10 protein-coding genes and 1 tRNA gene are annotated in these 16,779 nt (G+C 37.9%); 9 read left to right on the top strand and 2 right to left on the bottom strand.

Annotation, left to right across the window (positions count from 1 at the left end; translation table 11 throughout):
• The first annotated feature begins 9 nt into the window (after positions 1 to 9).
• From RE317_RS14625 to RE317_RS14605, 5 genes are all read left to right on the top strand, one after another.
• Positions 10 to 1,845 (top strand): BatD family protein, encoded by a 1,836-nt coding sequence (locus tag RE317_RS14625; RefSeq protein WP_005852490.1) that lies wholly within the window; start codon positions 10 to 12, stop codon positions 1,843 to 1,845.
• A gap of 19 nt (positions 1,846 to 1,864) precedes the next feature.
• Entirely contained in the window at positions 1,865 to 2,683 is an 819-nt protein-coding gene (locus RE317_RS14620; protein WP_005841327.1) for a tetratricopeptide repeat protein, read from the top strand.
• 10 nt (positions 2,684 to 2,693) lie between these two features.
• Positions 2,694 to 3,401 (top strand): phosphatase PAP2 family protein, encoded by a 708-nt coding sequence (locus tag RE317_RS14615; protein WP_005841329.1) that lies wholly within the window; start codon positions 2,694 to 2,696, stop codon positions 3,399 to 3,401.
• Between the two features lie 129 nt (positions 3,402 to 3,530).
• The gene (locus RE317_RS14610; RefSeq protein ID WP_005852491.1) at positions 3,531 to 3,800 is read left to right on the top strand and encodes a hypothetical protein; all 270 of its coding nucleotides are present in this window, start codon (positions 3,531 to 3,533) and stop codon (positions 3,798 to 3,800) included.
• Positions 3,801 to 3,875: 75 nt separating this feature from the next.
• Positions 3,876 to 5,003 (top strand): universal stress protein, encoded by a 1,128-nt coding sequence (locus tag RE317_RS14605; RefSeq protein WP_005841333.1) that lies wholly within the window; start codon positions 3,876 to 3,878, stop codon positions 5,001 to 5,003.
• Between the two features lie 197 nt (positions 5,004 to 5,200).
• Here the strand turns inward: RE317_RS14605 and RE317_RS14600 are convergent, their stop codons facing one another.
• Positions 5,201 to 6,418 carry a hypothetical protein gene (locus RE317_RS14600; RefSeq protein ID WP_005852494.1) on the bottom strand — a complete coding sequence of 406 codons (1,218 nt, stop codon included), beginning with the start codon at positions 6,416 to 6,418 and terminating at the stop codon, positions 5,201 to 5,203.
• A gap of 30 nt (positions 6,419 to 6,448) precedes the next feature.
• On the bottom strand, positions 6,449 to 9,016 hold the full coding sequence (gene gyrA / locus RE317_RS14595) for a DNA gyrase subunit A (protein WP_005844612.1): 2,568 nt from the start codon (positions 9,014 to 9,016) through the stop codon (positions 6,449 to 6,451).
• Between the two features lie 364 nt (positions 9,017 to 9,380).
• On the opposite strand from gyrA, the gene RE317_RS14590 reads away from it, so the two are divergent.
• The 4 genes from RE317_RS14590 to RE317_RS14575 all read left to right on the top strand — a co-directional run bounded on the left by RE317_RS14590 (position 9,381) and on the right by RE317_RS14575 (position 16,678).
• Complete coding sequence (locus RE317_RS14590; RefSeq protein ID WP_008668998.1) at positions 9,381 to 11,897, top strand: ATP-dependent Clp protease ATP-binding subunit; 2,517 nt, start codon at positions 9,381 to 9,383, stop codon at positions 11,895 to 11,897.
• Positions 11,898 to 12,031: 134 nt separating this feature from the next.
• Positions 12,032 to 14,077, top strand: a complete 2,046-nt coding sequence (htpG, locus tag RE317_RS14585) for a molecular chaperone HtpG (protein WP_008668996.1) — start codon at positions 12,032 to 12,034, stop codon at positions 14,075 to 14,077.
• A 129-nt stretch (positions 14,078 to 14,206) separates the two neighbouring features.
• Positions 14,207 to 16,516: a patatin-like phospholipase family protein gene (locus RE317_RS14580; RefSeq protein WP_008781541.1), complete on the top strand. Its 2,310-nt coding sequence runs from the start codon at positions 14,207 to 14,209 to the stop codon at positions 16,514 to 16,516.
• Between the two features lie 88 nt (positions 16,517 to 16,604).
• Positions 16,605 to 16,678: transfer RNA gene (locus tag RE317_RS14575), tRNA-Arg, on the top strand.
• Positions 16,679 to 16,779 lie beyond the last annotated feature (101 nt).

The raw sequence follows: 16,779 nt of genomic DNA, 5'->3' as shown, positions 1-16,779 counted from the left end.
TAGATAGCAATGAGGAAAGTAATTCTCTTATTCATATTAATAACATCGGTGCTCGGAGCATGGGCAGACGGAAATGTGACGTTTACCGCTTCTGCGCCTGATGTAGTAGTAAGCGGGGATCAGTTCCGGCTGACTTATACGGTTAACACTCATAAAGTCAGGGATTTTCGTGCACCTAATATCAAGGGGTTCGATGTCTTAATGGGACCAAGCCGTTCACAGCAGAGTAGTACACAGATTATAAATGGTAATGTTACTTCTACCAGCTCCATTACTTTTACTTATATTTTGATGGCTGATAAAGAAGGAACTTACACCATTCCTGGTGCTACTATTGTGGCAGACGGACAAAACAAAACTTCAAATTCCGTACAAATCAAAGTATTACCGCCTGATCAAACAAATGGTGTTGGAGGTGGAAACAATAGCGGTGGAAGAACTTCTTCACGCAGTCAGGTTGCCGGAAGCAAAATAACCAATCAAGATTTGTTTATTACCGCAACAGCAAGTAAGACTACTGTTTATGAACAGGAAGCCATCTTGTTGACATACAAGGTCTATACTTTGGTAAACTTGCGCCAGCTGCGTGGTGACATGCCTAAACTAACCAACATTTATGTACAAGAAGTGGAACTTCCCCAACAAAAGACATTCTCTTTGGAACATTATAACGGAAGAAACTATAACACTACTGTGTGGAGTCAGTATGTACTTTTCCCCCAGCAATCGGGAAAAATAGAAATTCCGGCTATTACCTTTGAAGGGGTTATAGCTCAACAAGTTGCCTCAGACGATCCTTTTGATGCTTTCTTTAATGGTGGAAGTAACTATGTGGAAGTAAAGAAAAACATTGTCACTCCTAAGCTGACCATCAATGTGAAAGCATTGCCCGATGGCAAACCGGCTAATTTCTCCGGAGGAGTAGGAGAGTTTACTATCAGTTCGTCTATAAGTACAAAAGAACTGAAAACAAATGATGCTGTAACCATTAAGTTAGTCATTTCTGGTACAGGTAATTTGAAATTGGTCAATACTCCGGAAGTAGCTTTTCCAAAGGATTTTGAAGTATACGACCCCAAGATTGACAATAAATTTACATTAACTCGCGAAGGTTTGTCAGGCAATAAGGTGATAGAATATCTAGCAATTCCAAGACATGCCGGCAATTTCACTATTCCGCCTGTCGAATTTTCCTATTTTGACTTAAAAAGCAATAGCTATAAAACAATAAAAACAGAAGCTTACAACCTAAAAGTGGAAAAAGGTGCAGGAAATGCAGATCAAGTTATTGCAGACTTTACCAACAAGGAAGATTTGAAAGTATTGGGACAAGACATCCGCTACATCAAAATGGGGGAAACTAGTTTAACTCGTAAGGGAGATTTCTTCTTTGGCTCAACAACATATTATCTATGGTATATCATTCCATTGGTTCTCTTCGTTGTTTTCGTAATTGTCTATCGTAAAAAAGCTATTGAAAATGCAAATGTAGCAAAAGTACGTACTAAAAAAGCGAATAAAGTGGCTGCCAAACGCATGAAAAATGCAGGCAGATTATTAGCTGAAAACAAACAAGAAGCATTCTATGATGAGGTGTTGAAAGCACTTTGGGGATACATCAGTGATAAGTTGAATATCCCGGTTTCTCAATTGTCTAAAGATAATATCGAGGACGAATTGACCAAATATGGTGTTGCCCCCGAACTGATTAAAGATTTCATCGGAACATTGAATGAATGCGAGTTCGCCCGCTATGCTCCGGGTAATCAGAATGAAGCTATGGATAAAGTATATTCTTCGGCTGTTGAGGTCATCAGCAAAATGGAGAATAGTATAAAACACTAAATCAAAGGAGATTATAACAATGACAAAAATATATTTCATTTTGATATTCCTGATAAGTTTTGTCACAGTCTACGCACAGAATGAATCAGACTCTGCACAGGTTACCGCCCAAACAGAAATGCCACAAAGTGCTGCTGTGCAAACTTTCCCAACAAAGACAGAAGCCGATAGTGCATATATAAGAAACGACTTTGCAGCTTCTGTAGAGATGTATGAGAATATATTAAAAAACGAGGGGGAATCTTCCGATATTTATTATAATTTAGGTAACAGCTATTATAAAATGAATAACATTGCCAAAGCTGTCCTCAATTACGAACGTGCCTTGTTGCTAAACCCAGGAAATAGTGATATTCGTTTCAACCTAGAACTGGCTAGAAGCAAAACTGTAGACAAGGTAATCCCTTCTAGTAAAATGTTTTTCGTTACCTGGACTCAATCACTTATTAATACAATGAGTGAAAAGGCATGGGCACATACAGGCATCATCATGTTTATTCTGATGATATTGGCACTGTCTTTATTTATTTTCGGAAAACGAGTAGTCTTGAAGAAAGTAGGATTTATTTCAGCAATCTTTTTCTTTCTAGTGACTATTTTAGCAAATATATTTGCCTCAGAACAAAAATCTGAATTAATTAATCATGATAACGCTATTATAATGGCTCCTAGCGTTACAGTCAAAAGTACTCCTAACCAAAGTGGAACAGACTTATTTATTCTTCATGAAGGTAGGAAAGTAATAATTAAAGATAATACGATGAAGGAGTGGAAAGAAATTAAACTGGAAGACGGTAATGTGGGATGGGTACCTACCAATGTTATTGAAATCATTTAAAACATAATCAATGGATATACAACAGTACATAGCAGCAGATAAAGAATTACTACTGAATTTGAACGGAAGCCAATCCTTATTTTGGGACGGATTCATGTGGGTAGCTACCAGTACAATTGTATGGGTACCTGTAGCTGCTATGCTGTTATATATCATAATTAAAAATAATAAAATTCAAGAAGCATTATTGACTATCGTTATGATTGCCTTAGTCATAACTTTAGCAGATCAAATAGCTTCTGGTTTATGCAAACCGTTTTTCGCACGTTTCCGTCCAACACAAGACCCCAATATTATGTATATGGTTGATATTGTAAACGGATATAGAGGAGGACGATTTGGCTTCATATCCAGTCATGCTGCCAACACATTTGCTATTTCTGTCTTTTTATCTTTACTAATTAAAAGGAAATCTCTTACTTTTATGCTTCTTTTTTGGGCCGTACTCAATTCCTATTCTAGAATCTACTTAGGAGTGCATTATCCGGGAGATATTCTTTTTGGTACTATAGAAGGTTGTTTCATAGGATATTTGATTTATCTCCTTTATAAATTTATTCAAAAAAAAATCTTTTATAAACCACGTTGCATTTCTAATCAATACACTGCCAGCGGTTATTTGATTAGTGATATTAATTTATTCTACATAATTCTCATTTCTACTTATTTCTTCATTATTATAGCAGGTATGATTGTGACTCATACACTCAATCTATAATCAGCAAATTAACCATTATAAATTTACATATAGTCAAAAATAGCACAAAAAGATTTGTTTTATGCATTTTTTTGATTAAGTTTATACCATGATTTAAGTACTCACTTTTATAACTAAATTTAATACATCATGAGAACAATAACATTTAATGAACTGCGCAGAATCAAAGATTCATTACCTAGTGGGAGTATGCACAGAATCGCAGATGAACTCAATATGACCGTAGAAACTGTACGTAACTTTTTTGGTGGACACAATTTCAAGAATGGTAAAAGTGTTGGAATTCATTTGGAACCGGGACCAGATGGGGGACTAGTAATGCTAGATGATACAACAGTTCTTGAAAAAGCCCTTCAAATATTGAGAGAAACTGAAGAAAAAGTAACGCAAGAAGCGTAATATAAAATCCCGGTTGAATGCAACATTCAATTGGGATTTTTTGTTTAACCTGAAAATCACTTAAAATATAGAATTATGGAAGATAAATTGGTAACCTTAGCAATCCTCACTTATGCTAAAGCACAGATTTTAAAGAATGTACTTGAGAATGAAGGAATTGAAGCGTACATTCACAATGTGAATCTTATTCAACCTGTCATATCTTCTGGAGTAAGGCTAAGAATTAAAGAAAGCGACCTGCCTCATGCTTTGCAGATTATAGAAAGTTCTGCATGGCTTTCAGAAGATATAATCAAAGGTAAGGAGAGCAGCTCAGAAAGAAATAAAGAAAAAAGAAAAGTACTTATCCCGATAGACTTTTCAAACTATTCTCTTAAAGCCTGCCAATTTGGTTTTTCTTTTGCTAATGCTATTAATTCAGAAGTTGTGCTTCTACATGCTTATTTCAGTCCTATTTATGTGCCTACAATTCCTTATGGAACTGATAATTTCAATTTTCAGATCGAAAGAGAAGAATCTGTAAAAAGTATGATAGAAACAGTGCACAACGAGTTGAATAAACTTTCTGATACAATCAAAAAGAAAGTTGAGTCGGGAGAGTTTCCTAATATAAAATATACTTGCATTTTGCGTGATGGTATTCCCGAAGAAGAAATCTTACGATATGCTAAAGAATATAATCCTCAGATAATTATAATGGGAACAAGAGGGAGAAGCCAAAAAGATATAGACTTGATTGGTAGCGTTACAGCTGAAGTTATAGAAAGAAGCAAATCCTTTGTATATGCTATTCCAGAACATACACCACTAAAAACATTCAATGATATAAAAAAAGTAGCTTTTGTGACCAATTTTGACCAAAGGGATCTAATAGCTTTTGACTCCTTGATAAATGCTTTTAAATCGTTTCATTTTGCTGTTTCCTTCATTCATTTAAGTACAGATAACGATGCATGGAATGAAATAAAACTAGCAGGTATTAAAGATTACTTTCAAAAACAATACTCTAAATTGGAACTATATTATAATGTAGTGAAAGAAGATAACATACTGAACAATTTGGACAACTATGTAAAAGAAGAAAATATAGACGTGATTTGCATCACAAATTATAAACGAAACATATTTGCTAGATTGTTTAATCCTAGCATAGCAAGAAAAATGATATTTCATGCTAATACACCTATATTAGTAATAAAATAAAGAATCAAGAAGGGTAGCACAAGCAAATCACAATGTGTTACCCTTCAACATATTAATGTTCACTTAGTATTTAATTAAACATAATACTGATTATATATCAAAAATGGCTCGCGTAAATAGACTTGAAAAAGGGATTTATAACAAAGCCCAGACTGGAAAAGTCCGGGCTTTGTGCATAAATAAATAGAAAGATCGTATTAATATCCTAATTCTTTTTCCAAAGAATCATATTCAGCTCTATTTAACTTCCAATAAATATTTAGCAAATAATTTCCCCACAAAGCTTTATTATCAGGCTTTAATTCTTTTGCCTTCTCATAATATGGTTTAGCTTTCTCATACAACTCTTTAATCTTATTTTCGTTTTCATTGTATTTGGGATCATCAATAGCTAACTTTGCATTTTCCTCAACAATAATCTGGGCTGGGAAAAAATAACAATCACCAATCTTTGAATATGCTTCAGCAACTAAATCTCCGTTGTTTGAAATAATTTTATTAAATATAGCAACTGCATCATCATACTGCTTTTTCTCATACAATAAGATACCTTTTACATAAAGATAGTATGGAGTTTCACTCGTAGCAAGCAATTTATTAATTTGAGCCAAACCCTCATCAACCATACCTTTTTGAATATAATAATCCATAATATTACCAACAAAGTATTCTTGCTTAGGAAACAATTCAGTACCTTCTTTGATTACTTCAAGCCATTTTGCAGAATCACCACCTTCTTTCTGACCATATGTTTCAGCCAAGCACATTAATGCTCTATAACCTTCTTCTTTATGATTCTTACCTATATTGCCATATTTGATGACAGCTTGATTGTCTTTCAGCATATTAGCAGCTAAAGTTGCATAACAAGCATATAATGCATTCAAAGTGTCAGCCTTCAACTCATCATCATCAGCAAACATAGGCTCGTTTACTACATCAACAAATAATCCAAAATATTTTAGAGCATCAGCATAATCTCCTTTATTGTAAGCATCACCACCACCATTAACTAGGTTTAAACGCAAAGTCTTCAAAGCATCTGCATTCTTCTTTCTGAATTTGGGTTTCTTTAACTCACCACTTTGGACTTTAGCCTGCTCTATTTCATCGCATTTCAAGTAGAAGTCATACATCTTAGCTAAGCTGTTATAAAGCTTAGTTGTATCTGCCTGACCTCCGGGTAAATAAAGTTTCATGTTTTCTTCATCATAAATTGCTTTCTGAAAATCTCCAGCTAATTTCCATGTTTCCGGATCATTAGCGGTTTCAGGATTAGTTAAAGCCGGTTCGATAGCTTTTGCAGCTTCTTCAGGTTTGCTTTTCAAGGATTTAGCCTCCTTAACAACACTTACTTGTGCAGACACAAAGCAAGCTGTTAACAATAAAGCCACTGTAAATAATACTTTTCTCATGATTTTGTGGATTTAATAATACAATTTATTTTATTCTTCACTATTTGCTTCGGCAGTTAAATCTGAATTAGTATCAGAATTAGTAGTACCACCACTCTCTCCTTCAGTTATATTTTCAAGATCTGTATTTGAATTTTCATCTGTAACCTCTTCTTCAGATGTCACCTTACATACAGAGCCTATTTGGTCATTACGTTTCTCCAAATTTATCAATCGCACACCTTGTGTTGCACGTCCCATGATGCGGACTTCAGCGACTTTTAAACGAATTGTAATACCAGATTTATTAATAATCATCAAGTCATTCTCATCTGTAACAGACTTGATAGCTACCAATTTACCCGTTTTATCTGTAATATTCAACGTTTTTACACCCTTACCGCCACGATTGGTCTTACGATAATCTTCGATATCAGAACGTTTACCGTATCCTTGTTCAGAAACTACCATAATTGATTCAGCTTCAGGATCTTTTATACAAATCATACCGATAACTTCATCGCCACCATCTTCATCCAAAGTCATACCACGCACCCCTGTAGCCGTACGTCCCATAACACGAACCGCACTTTCGTGAAAGCGAATTGCACGCCCGTTACGGTTAGCAATAATGATTTCATTATCACCGTTAGTCATACGAACTTCAATCACTTTATCATCCTCACGAATAGTTATCGCATTAACACCATTCTGGCGAGGCCGTGAGTATTGTTCCAACAAAGTCTTTTTAATGACGCCATTCTTTGTACAGAACAGCACATAATGGCTATTAATGAACTCGGTATCATTAAGGTTTTTCACACGTAGATATGCTGTAACCACGTCATCGGAATCAATATTCAGCAAATTCTGAATAGCGCGTCCTTTAGCATTTTTAGTTCCTTCGGGAATTTCGTAAACTTTCAACCAATAGCACTTACCTTTCTGAGTGAAGAACATCATAGTATTGTGCATTGTAGCCGGATAAATATGCTCTACAAAGTCTTCATCACGGGTTTCACTTCCTTTTGATCCAACTCCACCCCTATTTTGGGCACGGAATTCTGATAAAGGAGTACGTTTGATATATCCCATATGAGATATCGTGATAACCATCTGATCATCAGCATAAAAATCTTCCGGATTAAATTCTTCTGAAGAATAAACTATTTCAGACCGACGCGCGTCCCCATACTTCTCTTTTACCTCTACTAACTCATCTTTGATTACTTTTTTACAAAGTTCATCATTTGAAAGAATTTCTTCATAATAAGCAATCTGTTTCATCACCTCTTCATATTCTGCGTGAAGCTGATCTTGCATCAAACCTGTTAATTGGCGCAAACGCATTTCTACAATAGCACGTGCCTGAATTTCACTCAGATTAAAACGCTCTATTAACCCTGCTATGGCATCATTAGGGGTTTTTGCAGCACGAATAATACGGATCACTTCATCAATATTATCAGAAGCTATAATCAATCCTTCAAGAATATGAGCACGCTCCTGTGCCTTCCGTAAATCATACTGAGTACGACGAATTACCACATCATGACGATGTTCTACAAAATATCTGATTAAATCTTTCAGATTCAACATTTTGGGGCGACCATGGACCAGAGCGATATTATTTACTCCAAATGAAGTTTGCAGAGCTGTCATTTTGAACAATTTGTTCAGCACCACACTAGCATTTGCATCACGTTTAACATCAATAACAATACGCATACCTTCACGGTCGGATTCATCATTTACATACGAAATACCATCAATCTTCTTGTCATTGACTAAAGATGCGATATTTTCAATCAATTCCTTCTTATTTACATTATAAGGAATTTCATTAACTATGATCTTGTCATGTGTAGTATGAGTTTCTATCTCAGCCTTAGCACGCATCACTACTCTACCACGTCCGGTTTCGTAAGCATCGCGTACCCCGCTTATACCATATATATATCCACCTGTAGGGAAATCCGGTGCTTTTACATATTGCATAAGCCCTTCAATATCAATATCATTATTGTCAATGTAAGCAATACATGCATCGATTACTTCAGAAAGATTATGGGTAGGCATATTGGTTGCCATACCTACAGCAATACCGGATGCTCCATTTACCAACAAGTTAGGAATCCGTGTTGGCATGACAGTCGGTTCCTGCAACGTGTCATCAAAATTATTCTGAAAATCAACAGTTTCCTTATAAAGATCCTGCATCATCTCTTCACCTATTTTCTTTAATCTTGCTTCCGTATAACGCATGGCAGCAGGGCTGTCACCATCAACAGAGCCGAAGTTACCCTGACCATCTACCAACGGATATCTCATAGCCCAATCCTGAGCCATTCTGACCAAAGCTCCATACACGGAAGAGTCACCATGCGGGTGATATTTACCCAAAACTTCACCTACAATTCTTGCTGATTTCTTATAAGCTTTATCGGAGGTATTTCCCAGTTCAATCATACCATATAAGATACGTCTATGAACCGGTTTAAAGCCATCGCGAACATCCGGGAGGGCGCGCGCAACAATTACTGACATTGAGTAATCAATGTACGACGACTTCATTTCCTCTTCGATGTTAATCTTTATAATTCTGTCTTGTTCTAGCATTTAAACAAATATTAATTATACATCTTTTTGGTTTACCAAAAACCACGCTAAAGTACTACTTTTATACGACATACGAAACAAAACCCATAAAAAAGTTAAGTCCATTAAATGTTTTTACTTATATAAGTAAAAAGTATCCCTATACCTTATTTTATAGTATATAGTGATTATCACTCCCACTTCTCATTTACTTTGTGAATAGTTCGCTATAACCCTTATTTTTGTTTAATCCATTTAGCCTGTCAAAGCTTGGCATACATTTTGTTATGCTAATATAAATAAGAAAACAATGGTATGCATTGTTATTATGTGTATCTTTGCACACTGGGAAATAAATACTATACTTTAGGAGGACGATAAATTTATGAACAATCAATTTACACAAAGAGTGTCCGATATCATCATGTATAGCAAGGAAGAAGCCAACAGGCTGCGAAATAGCTATATTGGTCCCGAACACTTGTTGTTGGGACTGATACGTGAAGGTGAAGGAAAAGCTATCGAGATTTTGTTTAATTTGCAAATAAACTTACAGGACATAAAAAATCAGTTGGAGGCCATTGTGAAAAACAATGCAGAAAATGACACCACCTATGACGAGAATATTAGCTTTAACGACAAAGCATCCAAAGTGTTAAAGCTATGTATTCTAGAGGCTAAGTTATTGAGAAACATTGCGGCTGACTCTGAACATATTTTGTTAGCAATTATGAAGGTCAAGGATAATGCAGCTTTCCACGTTTTGGAAAGCAATGGCGTAACATACGAAAAAATCAAACTCACTTTACAACCAGACACCCATGCAGGTCTGGGGTTCAGTGAGGACGAGGATGAAGACGAAGATATACGTCAGAGTCCAAGTGGCAATAAATCAAATGCAGCACAACAGCAGGCACGCCCGGCACAAAAAAAGCCGGCTAATGACACTCCTGTACTCGACAATTTCGGCACAGACATGACAAAAGCTGCCGAAGAAGGAAAACTAGATCCTGTAGTTGGCCGGGTGAAGGAAATAGAGCGACTGGCACAAATATTGAGCCGTCGCAAGAAAAACAACCCTATTTTGATTGGCGAACCGGGAGTCGGCAAATCTGCCATTGTTGAGGGACTTGCATTACGGATTGTGGAAAAGAAAGTATCACGTATCTTATTTGACAAACGAGTGATAGCTCTTGATATGACTGCCGTTGTCGCAGGCACTAAATATCGTGGACAATTCGAGGAACGTATTCGTTCTATCTTAAACGAGTTGAAGAAGAATCCTAACATCATTCTTTTCATCGATGAAATCCACACTATTGTGGGAGCAGGTTCTGCAGCGGGCTCAATGGATGCAGCCAATATGTTGAAACCCGCATTGGCCAGAGGCGAGATTCAATGCATCGGAGCGACGACGTTGGACGAATACCGCCAAAACATTGAAAAAGACGGTGCATTGGAACGTCGGTTCCAAAAGGTTATTGTAGAACCAACAACTGCAGAAGAGACACTTCAGATATTGAAAAATATCAAGGATAAATACGAGGATCATCATAATGTGAACTATACAGATGCAGCCCTTGAAGCTTGTGTGAAACTAACAGACCGATATATCACAGACCGTAACTTCCCCGATAAAGCGATAGATGCTTTAGATGAAGCCGGCTCGCGCGTACATCTTACTAATATCACTGCTCCTAAAGAAATAGAAGAACAGGAAAAACTGATTGATGAGATGAAATCTCTTAAAAATGAAGCTGTCAGGCTACAGAATTTCGAACTGGCCGCCAGTTATCGTGACAAAGAGAAAGAATATACGAATCAGCTTGATACCCTGAAGGAAGAATGGGAAAAAAGTCTGAAGGAAAACCGGGAAACGGTAGATGACGAACAAATAGCTGAAGTCGTTTCCATGATGTCAGGCGTACCTGTACAAAGAATGGCACAGGCTGAAGGAATGAAATTATTAGGAATGAAAGACGATCTGCTTTCTAAAGTTATCGGTCAGGACAAAGCAATCGCCACACTGGTAAAAGCTATTCAAAGAAGCCGTGTAGGCCTGAAAGATCCTAATAAGCCGATTGGTACATTCATGTTTCTAGGTCCGACAGGTGTCGGCAAGACTCATTTGGCCAAGGAGTTAGCGAAACTAATGTTCGGTTCAGCAGATGCACTTATCCGCATTGACATGAGTGAATATATGGAAAAATTCACCGTATCCCGTCTGGTAGGAGCACCTCCCGGATACGTAGGTTATGAAGAAGGTGGGCAGCTGACGGAGAAAGTAAGGCGTAAACCCTACTCTATCGTTTTATTGGATGAAATTGAAAAAGCGCATCCCGATGTATTCAACATATTGTTGCAAGTGATGGATGAAGGTCGGTTGACTGACAGTTATGGCAGAACTGTAGACTTTAAAAATACCATAGTCATCATGACATCTAATATTGGAACCCGCCAACTGAAAGAATTCGGAAAAGGAATCGGATTTGCCGCCCAGGTCCGTACTGATGACAAAGAATACTCGCGCAGCGTGATTACAAAAGCTTTGAATAAGTCTTTTGCGCCCGAATTCATCAATCGTTTGGACGAAATAATAACTTTCGACCAACTCGATCTGGATGCACTGACCCGGATTATTGATATTGAACTTAAGGGCCTTTACAGTCGTGTGGAAAACATTGGTTACAAGCTTGTTATTGACGAAGATGCCAAAAAGTTTGTAGCCACCAAAGGTTACGATGTACAGTTTGGAGCACGCCCATTGAAACGTGCCATCCAAAACAACTTGGAGGATGGCATCTCCGAGCTGATACTTGGATCAGAAATGGCAGCTGGTGACACGATCAAGGTAAGCTATGACAAAGAAAAAGACCTCATTGTCATGACTGTGGAAAAGTAAAGAGTCCAAAGTTATTCAAAAAATAACAGACAAAATGTCAGATATCACTGTATCTGGCATTTTTTTTGCCCATCATCCAACAAAAAGACGATTCAAACGTATATATAACATAATAACTTAAAACCATAAATAGTATGCAAAAAGGAAATATTGGGGTAACCACTGAGAACATTTTCCCCATCATTAAAAAGTTCTTATACAGTGATCATGAAATATTCCTCCGTGAATTAGTTTCTAATGCAGTAGATGCCACACAGAAGCTGAAAACCCTTGCATCTAAAGGTGAATTCAAAGGAGAGATGGGAGATCTTACCATTAAAGTAAGCTTAGGAAAAGATACCATCACCATTTCCGACCGGGGTATCGGACTTACAGCCGAAGAGATCGACAAATATATCAATCAGATAGCTTTTTCAGGTGCTAACGACTTCCTTGAAAAATATAAAGATGATGCCAATGCCATCATCGGACACTTTGGTCTGGGATTCTATTCTGCCTTCATGGTAGCCAAAAAAGTGGAAATCATCACAAAATCCCACCAAGAAGGAGCACAAGCTGTGAAATGGACTTGCGACGGAAGCCCTGAGTTCACTATCGAAAACGTTGAAAAAGAAAGCCGCGGATCGGATATTATCCTTTATATAGATGATGACTGCAAGGAATTTCTGGAAGAAGCACGTATTTCTTCATTGCTGACTAAATATTGCCGCTTCCTTCCTATCCCCATTGCATTCGGCAAAAAGAAAGAATGGAAAGATGGAAAGCAGGTTGAAACAAACGAAGACAACGTAATCAACGAAACCTATCCTTTATGGACACGCAAACCGGTAGAGCTGAAAGACGAAGATTATAAGAAATTCTATCGGGAGTTATATCCTATGGCAGACGAACCTCTGTTCTGGATCCACCTGAATGTGGATTATCCGTTCAATCTGACAGGTATTCTGTACTTCCCGAAAGTGAAGAGCAACATTGAATTACAAAAAAACAAAATCCAACTTTACTGCAACCAGGTCTATGTCACCGACTCGGTAGAAGGTATTGTTCCAGACTTCCTGACCCTGTTACACGGAGTGATTGACTCACCGGATATCCCGTTGAACGTATCCCGTTCTTACTTGCAGAGCGATTCCAACGTGAAGAAAATCTCCACTTATATTTCTAAGAAAGTATCAGACCGCCTGCAAGCCATTTTTAAGAATGACTGCAAAGAATTCGAGGAGAAATGGGATGATTTGAAGATTTTCATCAACTACGGCATGTTGACTCAAGAAGATTTCTACGAAAAGGCTAATAAATTTGCTCTGCTGAAAGACACAGATGACAAATATTATACTTACGAAGAATACCAAAGCTTGATCAAAGATAACCAAACAGATAAGGACGGCAACTTGATTTATCTGTATGCTACCCATGCAGACGAACAATACAGCTACATTGATGCGGCCAAAAACAAAGGCTACAACGTATTGTTAATGGATGGTCAGCTGGATGTAGCCATGGTAAGTATGCTCGAGCAGAAATTTGAAAAGAGCCGCTTCACCCGTGTGGACAGTGATGTAATTGACCACCTGATTGCTAAAGAAGAGCGCAAAGATGCCAGTTTGGAAGTTGGCCAACGCGATATTCTATCTTCCGTATTCCGCAGTCAGTTACCACAGATGAAGAAAGTGGAATTCAATGTGGAAACACAATCTTTAGGCGAGACAGGAACTCCTATCATGATTACCCAAAGTGAATATATGCGCCGTATGAAAGAAATGGCCAATATCCAGGCAGGTATGAGTTTCTATGGAGAAATGCCGGATATGTTTAACTTGGTTCTGAATGTCGACCACAAACTGGTGAAACAAGTTTTGAATGATGCGGACAACTCTTGCAAAGCTGCTCTTGAACCTATTGAAGCTGAAATGACCAGTCTGAATAAACGTCACGACGAACTTCACAAAGCACAGGAAGGTAAAAAAGCTGATGAAATACCTCAAGCAGAAAAAGATGAATTAAGTGATGTTGAGAAAAAATTGGCCGATGAAAAGACCAAGAAAGAAGCTGTTTTAGGTGAATACGCAGGTGGTAACAAAGTAATCCGCCAATTGATTGACCTTGCTCTGTTACAAAACAACATGTTGAAAGGTGAAGCTTTGACAAACTTTGTAAAACGCAGTATCGAACTGATTTAACAAATCTATCACATTTTGCTATCAAAAGCGTCGGGAAGTTCATTTCCGGCGCTTTTTTATTCTAAAAAACGATTGGAAACGAAGATTTCTTTCTATATTTGGAACGACACATACAAAGATTCGACATCCATGAAACATTATCTATATATACTTTTTCTTCTCTTTTTACTACTTTCTCCCATCCATGCACAGAAAGTGGGACTGGTACTGAGCGGAGGAGGTGCCAAAGGCCTAACCCATATCGGCATTATCCGCGCATTAGAAGAAAACGGTATCCCCATAGATTATATTGCAGGCACATCCATGGGAGCCATTGTCGGTTCACTTTATGCCATGGGCTATTCTCCCGATGAAATGGAGGCTTTACTCAAATCCGATGACTTCAAACGCTGGTATTCAGGTAATGTGGAAGAGAAATACATCTATTATTTCAAGAAAAATCCTCCAACACCCGAATTTATCAACATCCGTATCTCCTTAAAAGACTCGCTGAAGAATGTCAAACCTCAGTTTTTGCCTACCAGCATTGTAGATCCCATTCAGATGAATATTGTATTTCTGCAATTATTCGGTCAGGCAACAGCTGCAAGCAAGGCCAATTTTGACAGCCTGTATATTCCCTTCCGCTGTATAGCTTCGGATGTGTACAACAAAAGACCACTGATATTGAAAAAAGGAGATCTGGGAGATGCCGTACGTGCCTCCATGAGTTTTCCTGCCATGTTCAAGCCTATCGAAATAGACTCGATACTGGCATACGACGGTGGCATTTACAATAATTTTCCAGTGAATGTAATGCGTGATACCTTCCATCCAGATATCATTATAGGAAGTGCCGTATCCGCCAATCCGGGCAAACCCAAGGAAGGTGACATTATGGGGCAACTAGAAAATATGATTATGCAAAAGACAGATTACTCTTTACCCGATTCCCTCGGCATCCTCATGACTTTTAAATATGATGATGTCAATTTAATGGACTTCCAGCGCTTTGACGAGTTGCATGACATTGGTTATAAACGTGCCATAGAAATGATGGACTCCATAAAAAGCCGAATTCATCGAAGAATCACCCCCGAACAAGTGAAAGTTAAACGACTGGCCTATAAGAGCAATTTACCGGATTTCCGTTTCAAAAGAGTTAATATAACCGGTGCCAATGAACAGCAAAAGCAATATATACAAAAAGAGTTTCATGAAAACGACTCCGATGTTTTCACTATGGAGGATGTCAAACGAGCATATTTCCGTTTGTTGTCCGATAATATTATATCCGAAATCATTCCTCATGCCGTTTATAATGAGAAAGACCAAACCTACGACTTGAATCTTCAGGTCAAAATGGAGGCCAATCTCTCCGTTCGTGTCGGTGGAAACGTGTCTTCCAGTGGCTCCAATCAAGTCTATTTTGGTGCTTCTTATCAAAACTTGAACTATTATTCAAAAGAATTTAATTTTGACGGACAGTTAGGCCGGGTCTACAATAATGTACAACTTGCAGCACGAATCGATTTTCCAACCAAACTGCCTACATCTTATAAATTCATAGCCTCGATCTCTACCTTCGATTATTTCAAAGAAGCCAAATTCTTTTCCAACAAAGACAATCCGGCTTTCAACAAGAAAAGGGAAGAGTTTGTAAAATTGAAGGTGTCATTACCGTTTCTAAGCCGTAAAAAAGCTGAATTCGGTGTGGGTATAGCCCGTATGGAGGACAGGTACTTCCAAACCAATATCATCGACTTCAGCGAGACAAAACATGATGAAAGCACTTATTCTATCTTCGGAGGCTCTATCGTATTGGAAGGAAGTACCTTGAATGCCCGCCAATTTGCCACACAAGGAAGTCGTGAAAAAATGGCTGCACAAATTTTCACCGGCACAGAACATTTCAGATCCGGTGTATCCAAAGTGACTAAAGGCACACCGGAGCCTTATAAAAAAGTACAATCCTGGCTTCAAGTTTCATATCAGAACGAAACATACCATAAGGTAAGCCCTAAGTTTACTTTGGGAGCGTATCTGGAGGCATATTACTCATCCCGAAATTTCTCCAACAATTATACGGCTACATTAATGCAGGCAGGAGAATTCACTCCGACAGCCCATAGCAAAGTAACCTATAATGAGGCTTTCCGTGCTAATCAATATGCCGGAGTCGGCACCATGCCCATCTACCAGTTAAGCGAGTCTTTTCAATTACGCGGAGAATTTTATGGATTTATACCCATCTTTCCTATCAAGAAAGATGAATATGGACAAGCATATTACGGGAAAGCTTTCACAAAATTCGAATATCTTGGAGAAATTTCATTAGTCTTTCAATTATCGTTCGGTTCTATCAGTGCCTATGTAAATCACTATAGCTCACCGTCTAACGATTGGAATGTAGGTTTAACACTAGGCTGGCAGCTGTTTAATTCCCGTTTCGTCGAATAATTTTTAGAAAAAAGTTTAGTAAAACGCTTGCATTTTCAAAAAAAGTCCGTATCTTTGCACCCGTTAAAACGAAAGAACAATAAACAATGGCCGCGTAGCTCAACTGAATAGAGTAGCTGACTACGGATCAGCCGGTTACAGGTTTGAATCCTGTCGCGGTCACTACCAAAAAGTTCGATTAGTTTTACAATGGCCGCGTAGCTCAACTGAATAGAGTAGCTGACTACGGATCAGCCGGTTACAGGTTTGAATCCTGTCGCGGT

Origin of the sequence: Phocaeicola sp. GP0067, from assembly GCF_031119655.1 — a bacterium.
Taxonomy (GTDB): domain Bacteria; phylum Bacteroidota; class Bacteroidia; order Bacteroidales; family Bacteroidaceae; genus Phocaeicola; species Phocaeicola vulgatus.
This window is presented reverse-complemented; position numbering and strand designations above follow the sequence as displayed.